12 protein-coding genes are annotated in these 19,264 nt (G+C 53.7%); 4 read left to right on the plus strand and 8 right to left on the minus strand.

Annotated features, from left to right (window positions below):
* Window positions 1-17: 17 nt before the first annotated feature.
* The 8 genes from mraY to GGR27_RS03805 all read right to left on the minus strand — a co-directional run bounded on the left by mraY (window position 18) and on the right by GGR27_RS03805 (window position 11,548).
* Window positions 18-1,283, minus strand: coding sequence for a phospho-N-acetylmuramoyl-pentapeptide-transferase (gene mraY / locus GGR27_RS03770; RefSeq protein ID WP_168036045.1), 1,266 nt, complete (start codon window positions 1,281-1,283; stop codon window positions 18-20).
* The gene (locus GGR27_RS03775) at window positions 1,273-2,775 is read right to left on the minus strand and encodes a UDP-N-acetylmuramoyl-L-alanyl-D-glutamate--2,6-diaminopimelate ligase (protein WP_168036046.1); all 1,503 of its coding nucleotides are present in this window, start codon (window positions 2,773-2,775) and stop codon (window positions 1,273-1,275) included. Before GGR27_RS03775 ends, mraY begins: the two co-directional genes overlap by 11 nt.
* Window positions 2,776-2,849: 74 nt before the next feature.
* Window positions 2,850-4,967: a penicillin-binding transpeptidase domain-containing protein gene (locus GGR27_RS03780; protein WP_168036047.1), complete on the minus strand. Its 2,118-nt coding sequence runs from the start codon at window positions 4,965-4,967 to the stop codon at window positions 2,850-2,852.
* Between the two features lie 73 nt (window positions 4,968-5,040).
* On the minus strand, window positions 5,041-5,346 hold the full coding sequence (locus GGR27_RS03785) for an FtsL-like putative cell division protein (RefSeq protein WP_168036048.1): 306 nt from the start codon (window positions 5,344-5,346) through the stop codon (window positions 5,041-5,043).
* Window positions 5,347-5,406: 60 nt separating this feature from the next.
* A complete protein-coding gene (rsmH, locus tag GGR27_RS03790; protein ID WP_168036049.1) occupies window positions 5,407-6,327 on the minus strand; it encodes a 16S rRNA (cytosine(1402)-N(4))-methyltransferase RsmH in 921 nt (306 codons plus the stop codon).
* Window positions 6,328-6,810 carry a division/cell wall cluster transcriptional repressor MraZ gene (locus tag GGR27_RS03795; RefSeq protein WP_168036050.1) on the minus strand — a complete coding sequence of 161 codons (483 nt, stop codon included), beginning with the start codon at window positions 6,808-6,810 and terminating at the stop codon, window positions 6,328-6,330. It abuts the gene before it with no gap.
* Between the two features lie 499 nt (window positions 6,811-7,309).
* Window positions 7,310-10,216: a leucine--tRNA ligase gene (locus GGR27_RS03800; protein ID WP_168036051.1), complete on the minus strand. Its 2,907-nt coding sequence runs from the start codon at window positions 10,214-10,216 to the stop codon at window positions 7,310-7,312.
* 183 nt (window positions 10,217-10,399) lie between these two features.
* A complete protein-coding gene (locus GGR27_RS03805; protein ID WP_168036052.1) occupies window positions 10,400-11,548 on the minus strand; it encodes a hypothetical protein in 1,149 nt (382 codons plus the stop codon).
* A gap of 102 nt (window positions 11,549-11,650) precedes the next feature.
* Between GGR27_RS03805 and GGR27_RS03810 the strand changes: the two genes are divergently transcribed.
* The 4 genes from GGR27_RS03810 to GGR27_RS03825 all read left to right on the plus strand — a co-directional run bounded on the left by GGR27_RS03810 (window position 11,651) and on the right by GGR27_RS03825 (window position 19,213).
* The gene (locus tag GGR27_RS03810) at window positions 11,651-13,312 is read left to right on the plus strand and encodes a DNA polymerase/3'-5' exonuclease PolX (protein ID WP_168036053.1); all 1,662 of its coding nucleotides are present in this window, start codon (window positions 11,651-11,653) and stop codon (window positions 13,310-13,312) included.
* Window positions 13,313-13,640: 328 nt separating this feature from the next.
* Window positions 13,641-16,637: a SusC/RagA family TonB-linked outer membrane protein gene (locus tag GGR27_RS03815; protein ID WP_168036054.1), complete on the plus strand. Its 2,997-nt coding sequence runs from the start codon at window positions 13,641-13,643 to the stop codon at window positions 16,635-16,637.
* A gap of 25 nt (window positions 16,638-16,662) precedes the next feature.
* A complete protein-coding gene (locus GGR27_RS03820; RefSeq protein ID WP_168036055.1) occupies window positions 16,663-18,000 on the plus strand; it encodes a RagB/SusD family nutrient uptake outer membrane protein in 1,338 nt (445 codons plus the stop codon).
* A gap of 184 nt (window positions 18,001-18,184) precedes the next feature.
* On the plus strand, window positions 18,185-19,213 hold the full coding sequence (locus GGR27_RS03825) for an OmpA family protein (RefSeq protein WP_168036056.1): 1,029 nt from the start codon (window positions 18,185-18,187) through the stop codon (window positions 19,211-19,213).
* Window positions 19,214-19,264 lie beyond the last annotated feature (51 nt).

Raw genomic sequence — 19,264 nt, forward strand, 5'->3', positions numbered from 1 at the left:
GCCCTTCGTGGCAAAACTCACCACAACTTCAAAGTAAGAATAGTAGCCACCGCCAACATCAAGCCCACCACCCAAAACCGAATCACAATCTTAGTCTCCGGCATCCCGATTTTTTGGTAGTGATGATGAAGTGGACTCATCTTAAATATCCGCCTCCCCTCTCCGTATTTTCGTCTGGTATATTTGAAGTAGGCAACCTGCAGAATGACCGACACGTTTTCCGCCACAAATACCCCACAGAGTAAGGGCAGCAGCAGTTCCTTGCGCAATAGAATCGCCAGCGCCGCAATTACCCCACCCAAAGCCAGTGACCCGGTATCACCCATAAATACCGTAGCCGGAAAACTATTGTACCACAGAAAACCGAGGCAAGCGCCGAAAAGACAACCCGCGTAGATCACTAATTCCTCCGTCCCCGGCAAGAGTAAAATACCGAGGTAATTCGTGGCGATGGCGTTGGAGCTTACGTAGGCAAAAATCAGGAGCGTACCGGCGATGATGGCGGAAACACCCGTTGCTAAGCCATCCAAACCGTCCGTGAGGTTAGCCGCGTTGGAGACGGCCGTCACGACAAAAATGATGAAGGGAATAAAGACGATCCAGACCAGTTCGGTCCCGATGTTTACCCAACTCATTACGTCAGAGTACGCGAAGGCGCCATCCCGCAGAAAAGGCACGTTCGTCATGGTCGTCCGGTAATTTGCCCGGTTGGTGAATTCCCCACTAGGTAATTGTAGTGTAGTCACTTCCCCCACCCGATCGGCTTCGGATAAACCGATTTCGGAGGCAGCCTCCACGGCCATACGGACCACGATTTGGTCGTTGAATAACATCACGGTAGCGATAAAGACGCCTAACCCGACTTGACCCAGTATTTTGAATTTACCAGCCAGCCCATCCTTGTTTTTCTTTTTTTGCTTCAGGTAGTCATCCAAGAACCCGATCGCTCCGAGCCACACCGTAGAAACGAGCATCGTGACCATGTAGATATTCGTGAGGTCACCCATCAATAGGCAGGGAACCAGGATAGCGAGCAGAATGATGATGCCACCCATTGTCGGGGTGCCCACTTTTTGCTTCTGTCCCTTCAGGCCCAGGTCCCGAATCTCTTCGCCCATCTGCTTCCGCCGCAGCATCCGGATGATATTGCCACCAAAGATCATGCTGATCACAAGCGAAATGATGATGGCCACCCCGGCGCGCACGCTGAGAAAATCCAGGAGGTTATCTCCCGGAAAATCGCCAAACGTAGCGCCCAGCCATTCCCACAAATTAACTAACATGGGTGCGGAGATTAAGGGCGTTCGTTAATTCTATTTTATCGTCGAAAGGGTGCTTGACCCCGTCGATTTCTTGATACGTCTCGTGTCCTTTTCCAGCGACCAACACGATATCACCGTCATCAGCTAATTGTACGGCTGTTTGAATGGCGCTACGTCGGTCCGTGATTCGGAGGGCGCGAGCGCGGGATGCAGGGTTTTTTAGACCGGTAAACAGATCGTCAAGGATGGCTTCCGGAGATTCGGTTCGGGGATTATCCGATGTCAGAATTACCCGATCGGCTAGATCCGTCGCGACGCGGGCCATTTCGGGTCTTTTCGTTTTGTCCCGATCACCGCCGGCACCGACCACGCAGATGAGTTTGGCACTGGGGGCGAGGATTTGTTTCAGCGTTTCCAGTATGTTTTGGAGCGCGTCCGGTGTGTGGGCGTAGTCGACTACGGTGGTGAGTCTTCCCGAGGGGTCGGCTACGTTTTCCATCCGGCCGTTCGGTGCGGAGAGACTACTCAGCGTAACGAGGACTTCATCTTTCTCCATCCCCAGTTCCAGCGCGACGCCGTATGCGGCGAGCAAATTATAGGCATTGTAGCGGCCGAGCAGGCGAGTAAAAAGTTCCGTGTCGTCTATCTCGAGTTGTAAACCCTGTGGCGAATCACTAAGCACTTTCGCGCGGTAGTCAACTACTTTCCGGAGCGAGTAGAAGCGTTTTTTCGCCTCGGTATTTTGCAGCATCACCGGTCCGTTCTTATCGTCGGCGTTGCTGAGGGCGAAGGCCGTTTTGGGGAGGTGGTCGAAAAAAGCTTTTTTGGCTTCGAGGTAGGCCCGGAAGGTTTCGTGGTAGTCGAGGTGGTCGTGGCTGAGGTTGGTGAATACGCCGCCGTCGAAAGCCAGACCCACCGTGCGCCGCTGGTCGATCGCGTGGCTGCTGACTTCCATGAAGACGTAGTCACAACCGACGTCCCGCATTTCGGCCAGATTGGCGTTGATGCTGATCGCATCGGGGGTTGTGTGGGTAGCTTGTTTCGGTTCTTTACCAATCCGAATTTCTACCGTGGAGAGTAGTCCGCATTTGTATCCCAGTCCGGTAAAAAGATCGTGCAGCAGGGTGGCGACGGTAGTCTTGCCGTTGGTGCCGGTAATGCCGATTAGTTTTAGTTCCTCGCTAGGGTCACCGTAGTAAGCCGCGGCGATGATGGCGAGGGCGGCGGCGCTGTCTTCGACGGTAATGAAAGTTACCGGCTCCGACCCATCAGCTTTGCTTTCTTGCGCAATTTTCATGGCACCGGCGTCCGCGCCAACAACTACGGTGGCTCCGGCGGCGATGGCTTTTGTGATGTAGTCGTGACCGTCAACCTGAGTGCCCTTGACGGCAACGAAGAGGCTACCTTTCTTCACCTTACGAGAATCAAAGGCCACGCCACTCACGCCACGGCCCGCCACCTCGCCGGCGAGGGCGATCATGGTGAGGCGATCCGTAAAATGAGTGAGGTGCATGGTTTCTAGATAGGTTGCAAAAAAATGAATTCGCTTAGTAAATCTTGTTTGTGTACGGCCCGGTTGGCGTAGCGTCAGTTGAGAACGAGCGTAACGTTTTTGCCCTTTCCACTGCCGACATCACTTTGCCAAACTTGCTTGGTCACGCGGCCCACGCCTTTAGGTTGAACGACGTGGCCGGCATTCTCCAGCACATAAATGGCGTCACGCAAGCGCATCCCGCGCACGTCAGGGTATACTGGATTACCGGGTCGGGTAGCTTGCAACGACACCCGTTCATCGGAAGAGCGCACTTCGGCCATCTCGGTTTGTGTGATCGAATCCGTGCTGACGTTGACGTAGCGAAGGATTGTTTCAATCTCCGTGGTGAAGCCGACATCTTTGTCCGGCAGCTGGCTAGCGTAGAGTACGGGGCGCGGGCCCTGATTGAGCGGCTCGTGCACCTCAATCATGCTGTTGTAGATATTATCGGCGATCTCCCTAAAAACGGGGCCGGCCACTTCGCCACCGTAATACGCGCCCTGGCTAGGGTTGAAGATCACGACGATGATGCTGTATTTTGGATTTTCGGCCGGGAAGTAACCGGCGAAACTGGCCTGGTATTTCTTTTTACCGCGCTTGCCGTAGTTCTGCTGGCTAGTACCGGTTTTGCCCGCGAACCGATACTGATCGGATTTTAGTTTGCGGGCGGTTCCCCTATCCACGACGCCCTCCAGCAGTGACTGTAACTGCTCGATGGTTGTTTGGGAAGCAATGTTCTCCTCGACGACGGTTGGCTTGAAGCGCTCAACGGATTTACCCTCCCGCCGCAACTCTTCGACTAAGTAAGGCTTCATGTACCGGCCATTATTAGCGACTGAGTTGAAAAATGTCAGCGTTTGTAGCGGCGTCAGGCGACTCTCGTAGCCAAAGGCGAGCCAGGCGCGGGAGATGCCGGACCAAAACTCGGAGGTCGTATCGGCAATGAATGGTTCGGCTTCTCCGGTGATCTCCAAACCAGTTTTTTCCGCCAAATGGAAATCCTGGAGCCGTTCGCTGAATTCGTTGCCCCGGTAAAGACTATCCGCCAGCTTGGCCATGGCGACATTGGAGGACTGCTCGAAAGCCTGACGAATGCTGATCGTGTTCCAATTCTTGCTGAGGGGGTTGGAATCCTTGATCGTCTTATCGTAAAAAGTCTTTTCACCCCGCTCGATGTCGATCTCGTCTTCGAGCGTGACTTTGCCGTCTTCCAGGAGGGCCATCATCGTGGCGAGCTTGAAGGTGGAGCCCGGCTCGGTCGACTTAGCGATGGCGTAGTTATAGTTTTCGTAGTACTTATTGCTGGTGTTATTTCCCTTACCTAGGTTCGCGATGGCCCGGATGGCACCCGTTTCTACGTCCATGACGATGGCCGTGCCCCAGTCCGGCAGGTGGCGGCGGGCGGCTTTGAAGAGGGCGTTCTCCGTGATGTCCTGAATATTGACGTTAATCGTGCTGTGGACGTCGGCGCCGGCGGTGGGCTCTACGACCGTCAGGTCCTCCAGTGGCAACCAGCCTCCGCCGTTAGGAATGCGGAACATCCTGGCTTGGCCCTTTTTACCCGCCAGTTGCTCGTCGAAGGCTTCTTCTAGTCCGACCTTTTCGGTACCCAGCTTACCAACCGTGCGGCGGGCGAGCCAACCGAAAGGGCGCTTCCGTTCTTCGCGGTTCTCCACGATCAGTCCGCCGCCCAAACGGCCGAGGTTGAACAGGGGAAACGTTTGGATGAATTGCAGATCGCGGTAGCTGACACTTTCGGATAGCCGGTAATAGTGATTCGCGCCGTTGACCATGCTGTCGCGCATGTACACCAAGCTGTCCCGCCAGTCGCCGGCCGTGTGGCTGGGGTCGATGTGGAGGGAGATAAGATAAGCGAGGCTGTCGATGTTGCCGTAGTAATCCTTCGGGCCGGCCATGAAGGGGTCGAAGCGCAGACTGAAGTAGGGAACGGAAGTGGCCAACAGGTTATCATCCTGGGAGTAGATGTTTCCACGTTCGGCCTGGAGGGTTACGTCCCGCACGTACGCCTTGCCTAACTCCTGGTATTTGTCCTGGTCGAAGACCGCAATCTCGAACGTACGGTATACGAGCAAGAGGGCCACGGGCACGACGATCACCGCGAAGATGATGTAGACCCGGAGGAGGACTTCGTCTTTAAAATTAACGGCCATGGCGGCAAAACGTGTTGAAAGGTGGTGTGCTGTTGTTCTTTGAGTGGTCGGCGGTTTGACGTCTCGCCATCTTTTAGTCGTTAACGACCAGTTTTTTTGGTTTACCCCGGTGCATTCTCAGGCCGTCTTCCCGGACGGTTTCGACGACTTCGGAGCGGAGGCCATTGTACATGTTTTCGCTCTGTAGCGTGAGGTAAAGCCAGTTCTTCTCCTTCAGGTCTTTCTCTAGTGTTTGTATCCGGCGAACGTTGAACTCGGCGTAGTGGGCATTACCGATGTACACCAGCGCGAGGACGCCCAGAAAAGCAATGAAGCCGAGGTTACTCAGGATAAAGGTCGACACGTCGTAGGATCGGCTTTTTTTACTCTTGGCTGCCATTTTTTGTTTCACACGTAATTAGAAAAATATAGACTGAACTTCGGGTACTAAGTGGTCTTATTACTTGGTGCTCGCGGCTCGTTCCCCCACCCGCATTTTAGCGCTACGGGCGCGGGAGTTTCGCTGAAGTTCATCAGCGGGTGGCAGCACTGGTTTCTTGGTCAGGATTTTGTACGGTCGGTCAATGTTCCCGTAAAAATCTTTGATCATTTCCCCCTTAGCGTTACCGGTTTTTAGGAAGTTCTTGGTGATGCGATCTTCCAGAGAGTGATAAGAAATAACGACGAGTCGACCGTGTTGTGGTATCAGTAAGTCGGTGGCCGTAGCCAATAAATCAGTAAGTGCGCCGATCTCGTCGTTAACTTCTATTCTTAATGCTTGAAAAACTTGTGCCAGGTAGCGGGGCCGCGTGCCTCGAACTAGCGGATCGCACACGTCCAGGAAGTCCTGAATGGATACGATCGGCTGGCGCTCCCGAGCTTCGGCGATTGCCTGGGCCAGGGTGCGGGCGTTACGGACTTCGCCGTATTCCCCCAAGACTTTCTGCAGGTCGTCCGCTTCGTAGTTATTCACTATGTCGGCGGCCGTCCGGTCGGCGGTCTTGCCCATGCGCATGTCCAGGTCCGCGTTGAAACGGTAACTGAACCCCCTTTCGGCCTGGTTGAACTGGTGGCTGGAAACCCCCAGGTCGGCGAGCAACCCATCGATCTGGGTGATGCCGTACAGGCGCAAGTGGTTGCGTAGGTGGCGGAAGTTGGCGGCTACGAAGGTGAAGCGGTCATCGGGGAGAGCATTGGCCCTGGCTTCCTCATCCTGGTCAAAACCGAACAGCTTCAGATCCATGTCCTTAGCGTGTTCGAGGATGAGGCGGCTGTGGCCACCCCCACCGAAGGTTACGTCTACGTAAACTCCTCCCGGACGGAGATTCAATGCTTCCACGCATTCGTGGGCCAGCACCGGCACGTGGTATTCCGCACTCACTTAAGCGGGTGGGTTTACCGGGTACGCGGGTAGATTACCGAATAACTCTCTACCGAGGGCCGCGTAGTCTTCCGCGGGGACCTCGAGTAGTTTGTCGTACTCGGTTTCCGTCCAGATTTCAATTTTGTCTTCGCGCGCGGTCAGGATCAGTTTGCTGACTTGGCTGGCGTAGGTCTGAAGCCTTTTGGGCAACTGAATACGGTCGGCCGAATCGAGCGAAACTTCGTTAGCGCCACGCCAGAAAGCCTGGGCGTATTGCTTCACGCGGGGGTCCAGTTCGGAGCGCTGGTTGAGCGCCTCGATCTCTTTTTCCCACACGGGCCGGGGGTACAGTGTTAAGTGCGGGTCCCAACCCTGACGGATGACGAATTGCAAGTGATCGGTATCTCCCAACTTCTTCAAAAGACCGGCGGGCATACGAAATCTGCCCTTCGCATCGAGGGAAACTTCATACTCACCGATCAAGCCGTAGTGTGGAATCATAGATCATTTGCGCAGGGGCTCACTTGCCCCGTGACGAACGTAAAAGTACGTACGAGCAACACATTTTCCCACTTTTACCCACTAAATTTCACAATTTTCTTTCCAGAAAACGTCGCTGACAGCGTTTAACATTTTGGTGTTAGCAAATTAGCTAACGTATTGTATCGGGTTCTCAATTAAGCGACAAAATCGAATGATCAAGCACAAATTATTGATAGTCTATCGTTCGTTTTGAATTCTTCCATCCACTACGTAAAGTGGTAAAATGTGTGAATTTCAGTCTGGCTACGGAGATGTACTTGCATTTTGTGCCAGCAGACAACACTTCTATGGAACGGTTTTGAGTCGCTGCCTGGAGGTTAGCTTCTCCGCTCCTCTACCCATTTACCTTGCACCCGCGACCGCGCCCTTAATATTGAGGGCGCGGTCGCGGGTGCGGAGTTTGGACGAAAGAGCAAAGAGCAAAGAGCAAAGAGCAAAGAGCAAAGAGCAAAGAAAATTACCCCACCACGAAGTTCACCATCCGCCCGGGGACGACGATTACTTTGCGGACCGTCTTGCCTTCCAACTGCGCGGCTACTTTCTCATCCGCCCGCGCCGAGTCTTCGATCTCCTGCTTCGAAGCTCCCGCCGGGAAGTCGAGCGTCAGACGTGTTTTACCGTTGAAAGCGATGGGGTAAGTGTGGCTATCTTCCACCAGCCACTTCTCTTCGACCTCCGGAAAAGCGGCGTGGTGAACGCTACCCTGCCCACCCAGCGCGGCAAACAACTCTTCGGCTACGTGTGGCGCAAATGGTGCGATCAGCCGCACCATCGGCTCTAGAATGGCTCTCTTATCGCACTTAGCTTTGATCAGGTCATTCGTCGCTACCATAAATGCAGAAACGCAGGTGTTAAAACTCAGCTTATCAATATCTTCCGTCACCTTTTTGATGAGCGTGTGCAGGATCTTCATCTCCGCCTTCGTCGACTCCTTATCTGATACGCTCAGTTCGTCTTCGTTGACGAAAAGATTCCAAAAGCGGCGCAAAAAGCGGTACACACCGTCGATGCCCGAAACGGACCAGGGCTTGGCCTGGTCGATGGGCCCGAGGAACATCTCGTACATCCGGAACGTGTCCGTGCCGTAGCGTTCCCGCAGATCGTCGGGATTAATGACGTTGTACTTCGACTTCGACATTTTCCCCATCGCGTAGCTCAGCTCGATGAACTGCCGCCCTTCCTTATCCAATTCCCAGTTAAATGCGCCAGCCTGCTCCAGCACCGTCCGGAAGTAGGCCGCATCCTGCGCCTCGTCAGCCGCAAGCTTATCGATCGCATCCTTATGTATACGGTAGCTAGGTTCGTTATTGACGCTCGTTTCCTCCACCATTCGTAGGGGCACTTTCCGATCGAGCGCGCTCTCGTCGAGCACGAGGTGGCCTTTGCCAACTCCATCAATCTCAAGTGGTGTTCCTTCGGCGACCGTGTGGCTCACCCAAATGGCGTGACGTTGGTGATCTTCCGTGAGCAGTACACCCGAATGGATATTGACGATCGGCGCGCCAATCATGCCCTGGTTGAGTAATTTCTTGTAAGGCTCGTCGGTAGGTACTTTGTCCAGATCGAACAAAAATTTGTGGATCAGGCGACTGTAAAGGATGTGGCTGACCGCATGCTCGGCACCACCGACGTAAAGGTCCACGTCTTGCCAGTAGTCCACCACGTCTTTGGCTACGAACTCCCCGTCATTGTTGGGGTCCATGTAGCGGAGGTAATACCAGTTGGAACCGGCCGTGGCGGGCATGGTATCGGTTTCGCGGCGACCGTTCTCTAGCGTATTCCATTCGGTAGCACGTTCGAGCGGACTGACGCCGGAGACCGCGCGGAAGTCGTCCATCGGGGGAAGCTCGACGGGTAGATCTTCCGCAGGGACCAGCGTCGGGATATCCTGCTCGTTATAGATAATCGGCCAAGGTTCGCCCCAGTAGCGTTGGCGGCTGAAGACGAGGTCGCGAATGCGAAAATTGATCTGCTCCTTACCACGCCCCATCTCACCGAGGCGGTCGGTGGCGGCGGTGATGGCTTCTTCTACCTCCATCCCATTTAGGAAATCAGAGTTAATAAGCTTACCGACCTTGTCTTTGAGCGACGCACCGGGGAAGTCTGATTTGTCGATGACATTGACAATCTCAATCCCAAATTTCTCGGCGAAACGCATATCCCGCTCGTCGTCACTCGGGACGGCCATGATCGCGCCGGTACCGTAATCCTTGAGGACGTACTCGGCGATGTAGATCGGGACGCGCTTTTCGGTAAAGGGATTGATACAGTAGCTACCCGTAAAAGCACCGGTTACCTTCGTTTCCGCCTGGCGGTCGATTTCGCTCCGGCTGCCGACGTAGGCGAGATAATCCTGGATATCCTGAAGTTGGTCTTCAGTGGTTAGCTCAGCGACGTGATCGTGCTCGGGGGCGATGACCATAAATGTGGTTCCAAAGATCGTATCGGGCCGGGTGGTAAACACTTCCAGTCTTTTGCCATCGTGGTCGGCAATATCGAAGAAAGCTTGCGCGCCGGTGGAGCGGCCGATCCAGTTGCGTTGCTGGGCCTTGAGGCCGTCGGAGTAATCGACGCGGTCGAGGCCTTCGAGCAGGCGGTCAGCGTAGGCGGTAATGCGGAGGGACCACTGGAGCATCGGTTTTTGGACCACGGGGTGGTTGCCCCGTTCGCTCTTGCCATCTTTCACTTCGTCGTTAGCCAGGACGGTACCGAGCGCTTCGCACCAGTTCACGTAGCTAACCGAGCGGAAGGCCAGGCGGTAGTTCATCAGTGCATCCGACTGCTCTTTATCGCTAAGTTCGCCCCAGGCATGGCCGGTGAGGTTCAGTTGTTCGCCCTGAGCGGCATTCAGGCCGACGGTTCCGTGCTCGGCGAGGTGGTCGACTAATTCACTGATCGGCCGGGCTTTATCGACATTCTTATCGTACCAGTGCTCAAAAACCCGTCCGACGATCCACTGTGTCCATTTGTAATATTTGGGGTCGGAGGTGTTGACGGCGCGATCCCAGTCGTAGCTGAGACCGAGACGTTGCATTTGCTCTTTATAACGTTCGGTATTGACGGCCGTCGATTCACTCGGATGGACACCCGTGTCGATCGCGTACTGCTCGGCGGGAAGGCCGAAAGAGTCAAAACCCATCGGATGAAGGACGTTAAAACCCTGCTGCCGTTTGCTGCGTGCGACGATGTCGGAAGCAATATAGCCGAGCGGGTGGCCGACGTGCAGACCCGCGCCGGAAGGGTACGGGAACATGTCGAGCACGTAATATTTAGGCTTCGTCTGATCGGTGGTCGTCTTGTAGGTACCGTTCTCGTTCCAGGTGGCTTGCCACTTGGCGTCGATGGTTTGTACGTCGAATTTCATCTTGATGTTTCTTGGGAAAGCGGTGAAGGTAGGAAGAGAGGCGGTAGGAAGAAAGAGAGGCGGTAGGCGGTAGGCGGTAGGCGGTAGGAAGAAAGTCGGTAGGCGGTAGGCTTGTAGGCAGTAGGCTTGTAGGCGGTAGGTTCGTATTCCACCTACCGCCTACTTGCCTACCGCCTAATCTTCCTACAGTCCTTCCCCGATAGCCCGAAACGCCACCTCCTGCAAAGCTTCCACGCGCCGCGAAGGCCGCAGCGCTGCGTAGTCAACGGAGCGGCCGAGCCACTGGCGGAGTAAGACACCGGTGAAGAGACGGAAGTAGGAATAATTCCCTCCGTATTCCGCAGCGGCCCAGAGGCCGATTTCTTGTTCGTAGCGTCCGCAGTCGAGCGGTAGCGCGCCCATATTACAGAAACGCGTCTGCTGGTTTTTGCGCATGTTTTCGCGGATGCTTACGGTGAAGGGTGTGTTGAGGCCACCTTTGAAATAGTGTAACCATTCGCGGTAGGGAATATCCGTATCGACTTCCGTTTGTGCGGCGGCGCGGTAGGCGACGTAGAGGCCGGTGGCGGTGGCGCCGGGTTCCAGTTGGCAGGTGTTGGTAACGCTGAAGGCGGCGCAGGGGAGGCGGGATTCTTCGTGGTAAAGTTCCTCGCGCAGGTAGGTATCCCAATCCTTAAAGGCAGGTTGGAATTGTTCGCTACCGTAGAGCCTATCGTAAAGACTCAGGGTGTAGAGGGCGGTGGCGTTATCGGCCGGGCGGAAAAACGGCTCGTCGGGGCGGCTGGGTAGGTGCTTGTACTTTGCGCGGATGAGGTAAGTTCCGAGATAGTTTCCGACGCGGCCGAGATTGGCGGCCTGGTCGTCGTTTCCAGTCGCGAGCTGGTAATGGGCTAGCGTCGCACCCGCGTGCGCCAGGAAAAAAAGCTGTTCGTTCCAGGATTTTTGGCGGCGCCACTGCGGAAAAATACCGGACCGGGTGACCCAGGTAGCGAGTTCGGTGAGCCGTACGTCGATGACACTATCCCGTTCGGGGTAAAAATGTTTTGCCCGTAACAGGGCCTGGCTCGCGGTGCTGGCCAACAGTAATCTTTTTTCCGCATGCTCGATTTCGTTGACTTCCCAAAGTTGCGGGTCGGTCAGCTCACGCAGCAACACATCGACATCCCTTTTTGCCTGCACCCGATTGACGTCTTGCACTTTGATTACCACGGTGAGGGTGATCAACACTATTCCCGTCAGTAACGGAGCCAGCATCCAGCGGCGCTGGCGCAGGTGCCACAGATAGTAGGCAAGGAGCAGAAAAGCGATGGCAAACAGCAAGGGTGGAATCACCGCGTAAAGGTAGCTAGCGGGTGGGAAGTTGAAGGGAGTGACTTAAGAGCAGCAAGAACGATACCCGCGACCAAAAACTCGGCCCTTAATTACCTTCGCCCCATGACCAACCCCGTAATCGCCAAACACTTCCAGGAACTAGCGCGCCTGATGGAACTACACGGTGACAATCCGTTCAAAATCCGCTCCTACACGAACGCTTACAACAAGCTGCGCAAAGACGACCGCCCCCTCGCGGAAATGACGGAGCCGGACCTACAAAAGCTGGAGGGCGTCGGTAAGGCCATCGCCGGAAAGATTCACGAACTCGCCACAACCGGCGAAATGGCAACGCTAGAGAAATGGCGCGAGCAAACCCCGCCCGGCATCCGGGAAATGCTGACCATTCGGGGCTTCGGTCCGAAAAAGGTAAAGGCTGTCTGGGATGGCCTGGGTACGACGACGGTTGGGCAGCTCCTCTACGCCATCAACGAGAACCGGCTGGTGGAACTCAAAGGCTTCGGAGCTAAAACGCAGCATACGCTCAAGCAGAAACTAGAGTTTCACCAGCGCAGCCGTGGGCAATTTCTCTTTCGCGAGCTAGATTTAGTAGCGGATGCATTTACCCAAGAACTTAGCCGGCGCTTCCCAGAAACAAGAACCGAGCGGACGGGCGCCCTCCGGCGGTGCTGCCCTACTCTATCGCGGATGGCCTTGATAACTACCCTGGCACCCGCGTCCTCGCCCACCTCTGAAAGGAGCAGCGCAGCTAAAATACCTGGCGTTGAAAACCTACTGACGGAGGGCAACAAAACCATCGGAACCGTCGACGGCTACCCCTTCGTCCTGCACCACGTCACCGAAAGCAACTTTGGCTCGAAGCAATTTAAACACACCGGGTCGGCGGATTTTTTAAAGGCCTTTATCGCGTTGTTCCCCGACCAAGACTTCACCGACATCGCCACCGAAGCAGAAATATTCGCCCGCGTCGCCTTCCAGTACATCGAGCCCGAACTACGCGAAGACGATACCTACCTGGAAGTGGCCCGCAACGGTGAACTGCCCAAGTTGATTGAGGCAGCAGACATCCGCGGCGTCGTCCACAGCCACTCCACCTACAGCGACGGCATCCATACGTTACGCGAAATGGCCACCGCCGCCCGCGACAAAGGATACGCCTATCTCGTCATCTCCGACCACAGCCAGGCGGCCTTTTACGCAAACGGCCTCAAGGTCGACCGCGTCCGCGACCAGTGGGCCGAAATCGACGTCCTGAACGCGGAACTTGCCCCTTTTCACATCTACAAGAGTATCGAGAGCGACATTCTCACCGACGGCAGCCTTGATTATTCGGACGACATTCTGGCCGGGTTTGACGTGGTGATTGCGAGTGTTCACTCCAACCTAAACATGGACGAGGAAAAAGCTACGGAGCGGCTGCTGACCGCCATCCGCAACCCTTACACCACCATCCTCGGTCACCCCACGGGGCGTCTACTGTTGAGCCGCGCGGGCTACCCCATCGACCACAAGCGAGTCATCGACGCCTGCGCCGAGCACGACGTGGTCATCGAACTCAACGCTAACCCCTACCGACTGGACGTGGACTGGACGTGGATTCCCTACGCGGTGGAACGCGGCGTGCAGATCAGCATTAACCCCGACGCTCACTCGATGGGCGGCATCGACGACATCCGTTACGGCGTGCTGGCCGCGCGCAAGGGTGGTCTGACAAAGGAAGCTTGTTGGAACACCACCGAGAAAATAATTTTGGGTATTCGGTAAATACATAGCTTAAATTCTGCAAGCAAGCTGGTTTATTCCTGCACATTATTCTGGCCGGCAACGCGTGGGGCCATAAATGTTTCGATTTTTGGTGCGCAGGCAGCGAATTTCCGCTCGAATGCGTTGTGTTGACAATTATTGTCGGCCAATTTCATAATGAAATCACAAGTTTGTGCTTTCTTTGTGGAATCGAAACCACGATGACCGGCGTCCTAATCGGCGCAGTTTCTGGTTTTTCCCGCTACACACTTGGTCACTTATTTTCTCTTATCATCAGGTCCGACCAATTCTACTCACAATTTTTTTTCACTCTAACCATTTTACACGTATGCATAGATTGCTACTACTTAGCTGGGTGCTGTTAATGAGCTGCTTTGCGGCCGTTAGCGCCCAGCAAATTACCGGTAAAATTACCGACAAGGAGGGAGTCCCGATGATCGGCGCTTCAGTATTTGTCATAGGTACTACTACCGGTACCGTCGCAGACATCGACGGAAACTTCACTTTGAACGTGCCCGAAAACGCAAAGAAACTTGCGGTCAGCTACACTGGATTTTCTACTCAGAATATTCCACTTATCGCGGGACAAACTGCTTACCAAATCACGCTTGCAAATGACGGCATCGGCCTTGACGAGGTTATCGTAGTGGGTTATTCACCCGTGCGCAGAAAGGATCTCGTGGGTGCTGTTGCCTCCATTGCTTCTGAAGACATCACGAGAGAATCAGGCGCTACGGTACAGTCGGCTTTACGGCAGGCTCCGGGTGTTGTCGTTCAGCAGAGCAGTGGTGCTCCAGGGTCTGGATTTAACGTTCGCGTTCGGGGTGTAACCTCCGTTAATGCGGACAACGAGCCACTTTTCGTAGTTGATGGAGTCCCCGTTATTGCTGGCAGCTTTGCTCAGCAAGGCGTTGGTGGCCAGTCAAGTAACGCCCTTGCGGATATTAACCCAGCGGACATCGAGTCCATGGAAATCCTGAAGGATGCTTCAACTACGGCTATCTACGGTAGCCGCGCGGCTAACGGTGTTGTCCTCATTACCACTAAGAGTGGTAAAGCAGGTAAGACAAAGATCAGCCTCAATTCATCCTACGGTTTCAACGAAGTAATCAACAAAGTAGATGTCGTTGATGGCACTCAGTACAACCAATACTTACGGGAACGTTTTGGCGCTGGTGGTGACGTGATCGGCGGCGGTGGTCTTGATACGACCGTATCTAGTAACTGGCAGGACCTTATTTTTGATAGAAACCCGGTACAGAGCCACCAGTTAAGCATGAGCGGTGGTGATCTTAAGACGAAGTTCTACGCCTCCCTGGGTTATGATAACGAGAACGGTGCACTCAACGGAACTAACTTCACTCGCTACAGCGGGCGAGTTAACCTTGATCACCGGGCTACGGACAAATTAGGCGTCAACTTTAACTTGAGTTACACCAATTCCGATAACAAGAGAATTCAGGGTGATAACAACATCTACGGTGCCGTTTCGGCGGCTCTTCTGCTACCACCTCAGGTTCCCGTGCGTAGAGAAGATGGGTCATACGGATCGGTTTTCGGTCTGGAAAATCCCGTTGCTGCTACGGAGGTATATGATAACCACCTGGTCACCAACCGTATCATTGGTAACATTTCCGCTTCTTATTCTTTGCTTGACGAACTTTCACTCAAGGTCAAACTCGGTGTTGACAATCTTAACTTACGCGAAAATGTCTTCGAGCCAAGTTCACTTCAATCCACTGCCCAGGGTTTAATTTTTGAGGCATCAAATCTTCGTACCCGGATCATCAACGAATACTTAGCTACTTATACGGATCAGTTTGGTTCGACCTCGCTTTCCACTACCGTTGGAGCCATTTATCAGCGTGACGATATCCGCCGGAACTCTTTCGAAACAAATGACTTGCCTTCCGATAACTTTCCTTCCGCTGACGCTGCGGCAACACCCGCATTTACAAGTGGTGATAAGTTTGGGTCGACCTTGAACTCGTACATCTTCAGTGCCAACGTCAACAACGGTGGTCTCTACGTCACTGCATCTTTCCGTGCTGACGGATCAAGCCGTTTCATCAACAATCGGTGGGGGTACTTCCCCGGCATTGCTGCTGGTTATAACTTTGCTAACCTCAACCCAGTAGGTCCCTTCGATCTTCTGAAAGCACGAGTTAGCTACGGACAGACCGGTAACAACAATATCGGTGACTTCGAGGCGCGGCCATTGTTCGCCGGTGGTGCTTCTTACCTCACTACCCCCGGTATCAGTCAATCACAGCTTGGCAACCCCGATCTCGTATGGGAGACTACGAATCAAATCAACGTAGGCCTCGATATGGCCTTAGCAGAAAATCGAATTGGTATAACTTTAGACTTCTACCAGAAGAATACTAGTGACCTTATTCTAAACCGTCCGATCCCAAGCTCCTCAGGTTTTGGCCAGGTTATCGCCAACGTAGGTAGTATGCAAAATACGGGTATAGAAGCCGCGGTGACTTTTGAAACGTTCAACAATGCCGACTTCTCCTGGACTACGCAGCTGTCCGCTGCTTATAACAAGAATGAAGTAACAGAGCTTTTTAACGATCAGCCTCAGGATTTCGGTTTTGCTACTCGCCTCGCGGTAGGGCAGCCAGTAGGTTCTTTCTTTGGTCTAGAGACCGACGGTATCTACCAGAACCAAGCAGCCATTGACGCTGATAATTCACTTAGTGAAGATCGAGACTACATCCCGGGTGCTGCTCCCGGAGACTTCCGTTTTGTCGACCAGGATGGTAATGGCATTATTAATGACGATGACCGTACGTTCATAGGCCAGGCTTTACCCGATGTTACCGCTGGCATTGATAATAAGTTAACTTACAAAGGTTTGGAGCTCGACTTCTTCCTCCAATTTAGCCTTGGTAATGATGTGTACAACAACAACCTTGCTTTCGCGGAAGGTTTAAACGGTGTTTTCGCACCTACCGTCCGGGCTTTTGAAGGTGCCTGGCGTCAGGAAGGTGATGGCAATATGTTCCCTCGCATCGTGGGTGGTGCTTCTGCGGAGAACAACCGCCAGGACAGTGACCGTTTAGTAGAAGACGGCTCTTTCATGCGTCTCAAAACAATTAACTTGGCTTACAGCTTTGAGGACGGCCTGATCGATCGTATCGGACTCCAATCTCTCCGCCTCTTCGTCCGTGGTACCAACCTTGTCACAGTTACCGACTATAGCTTCTTTGACCCTGAAGTTAATAGCTTCGGTAATAGTAACGTAGCACTCGGTACCGACTTCCTCACCCTGCCAATCAGCAAATCAGTTGTCTTTGGTGTAAATGTCGGTTTCTAAAATCCGAACAAATAATAATAACAATATGATAAAGCAATTATCCTACTTAGCTGCGCTCGCTGGTTTTGCCAGTATGTTCTCAGCGTGTGATGACTTTGCGTTGGACTCCGTTCAACCCATCGATTCCGTACCACTTGAGTTAGCCGTAACTGATGCTAATAGTGCGGGTGCAGCCCGTGCTGGCATTTACGATGAGCTCCAGGACGCTACGCTAACCTTTGATGGCTACATCGCTAGTTATACTTATTTCAGCGATGACTGCGACTGGACGGGTACTTTCCCAACCCGCGCGCAGTTTGACAGCTACAACGTTTTGCCCTCTAATGCAACTATGGGGGCAGTATGGGCTGATTACTATGATGTCATCAATACCGCTAACAACCTGATCAGTGTATTACCCGGCGTTGAAGACCCTTCGCTGACTGACGAAACCCGCAACAATTTCCTTGCCGAAGCTCGCTTCGGCCGTGCGCTTGCGTACTTTCACCTCGTTACCGGGTGGGAAGGTGTTCCTCTCGTTTTGACACCGACCGTAGCCGTCGGGGACGAATTAAACGTTCCCGCCAGTAGTGCTGACGAAGTCTACGCACAGATTATTGAGGACGCACAATTCGCCGCCGACAATCTTACGGATGAGTCCTTAGGAATGAACCGTGGCGGTGCGAATGCTCTTCTCGCCCGTGTTGCCATGATGCAAAGCCGATTCGATGACGCTAAAGGTTTTGCTACCGCTGCCATCGGTGATGATTACGACCTAACTGATGTTCCGTACTTGGAAGATGAGATATTCTACTTGAAATTTATCTCTACTGATGGTACTTCGATTGCATTCTTTTTTGGTACACCTGACTTAGGTGCTAGCCGTTATTCCATTGCACCCAGCGCCAAATTGGTGGCCGCGTACGAAGACGGTGATCTCCGTAAGGCACTATCCGTAGATACGCTCGGTGGTCGGAATTACGGAATTAAGTACAACGACTTTACCGCCGCCGCAGGTTCACAGACTGATCCAATTTACTTTTTCCGCGCTGCGGAGCAGGTACTGATTCTTGCTGAAGTTGCTGCCCGGGAGGGTGATTTCGACGAAGCTGAGCGCTGGTTAAACCAAGTACGTCAGCGTGCCGGACTTGACGATATCGACGACCTAGATGATGATAACTACCTAGACGCAATCCTTAAGGAGCGCTACGTTGAACTCGCGATGGAGGGTGGATTCCGCCTATGGGATCTTCGCCGCACCGGTCGTGCAGAGGAAGTGCTCGGTTCTGAAGGTTACAACCCGTGTGATAATGTATGGCCCTTCCCACAGGACAACATTGATACGAATACTGCACTAGTCCAGAACGACTGCTGCAACTGCTAAGCTTTAGAAATAGCTCTTATGCAAATGCCCCGACACAGATGATGTGTCGGGGCATTTTGTCGTCTTAGCATGCTCATCTTATGTTAGCACTCGTCCGTTAGTAACAATATCTTTCCTTAAATTTATCGGTACACCCCCAGAATTAATACTACAGTAAGTTTGTGGGGGTTTATTTACCGTCACCATGAGTCACAACTTCCTTGTCTACATTTTTATGTTATCGACCCTGCCAGTTTATGGGCAGGTAATTCATACAAAAGACTCCCTAGAAATCCACCGAACCGACACCATCTACTTCCCCTTCAACAGCGCAGCAGTAGGCGCGGACGCAGGTGCAAAGATTCGGGAAATGGCCGCCGACCGACCCGGTGACCTACAACTATACCTCGAAGGACATACCGACGCGGTGGGTACCAACCAGGCAAACGAGAAACTGGCCGCTAAGCGAAGCCAGGCTACCTACGAAGAAATCCTGCTGGCCGGCTGGCCCGAGGACGCCGTGGAGGTTCGTCATTTCGGGGAACGACACCTACTAGTCAATACTCCCGGGCGGGAACAGCGTAACCGACGGGTACTCCTGCGCTCCGGGCTACCCAAAAAATACGTATTGCTCACCGGCTACGTGCTGGGGGAAGCGGGTCAGCCCCTGGCGGGCGGTGCCATCGCCCACGGAACCTTTTTGCGGGACACTACCGTGGCCGATCGGGACGGTAAGTTCGAGATTTGGTTGCCGGTCGCCGATTCGATCCGGCTCGATATTTTTGCGCGCGATCACTTTATCGATAATCGCGTGCTCTACTTCGAGGAACACGGTGCCCCTCCCCCACCCCTGGAGGTCTCGCTGGTGGAAGCCGGGCGCGGGAAAAGATTGGACATCGATAACCTCTACTTCTACGGCAATCAAACCACGCTCATGCCCGGTGGCATTACGGCCTTGGAGCGGCTCTATCACTTCATGGTCTTCAACGAGCACCTGCGTATCGAACTGGCCGGCCACGTTAACCAGCCCGGAGTACCTAAGCTACCCGGCACCAGGCTGCACTACCTCGCTGGTGCCCGCGCGAAAGTCGTCTATACCTACTTGGTCGAGCGGGGGATTGATCCGGAGCGGATGCGCTACAGCAGTTATTCTAATTACGAAATGGTAAACCCCGACCCGAAGGGGGAAGAAGAAATGCGCGCTAACCGGCGGGTTGAGATTAGGGTCAGATAAAGCCATTTGGCGCAGATATTCACGCGTGAAAATGCTAGTACTCCATCTGTT

Origin of the sequence: Neolewinella antarctica, assembly GCF_011927835.1 — a bacterium.
In the GTDB taxonomy this organism is placed as follows: Bacteria; Bacteroidota; Bacteroidia; order Chitinophagales; family Saprospiraceae; genus Neolewinella; species Neolewinella antarctica.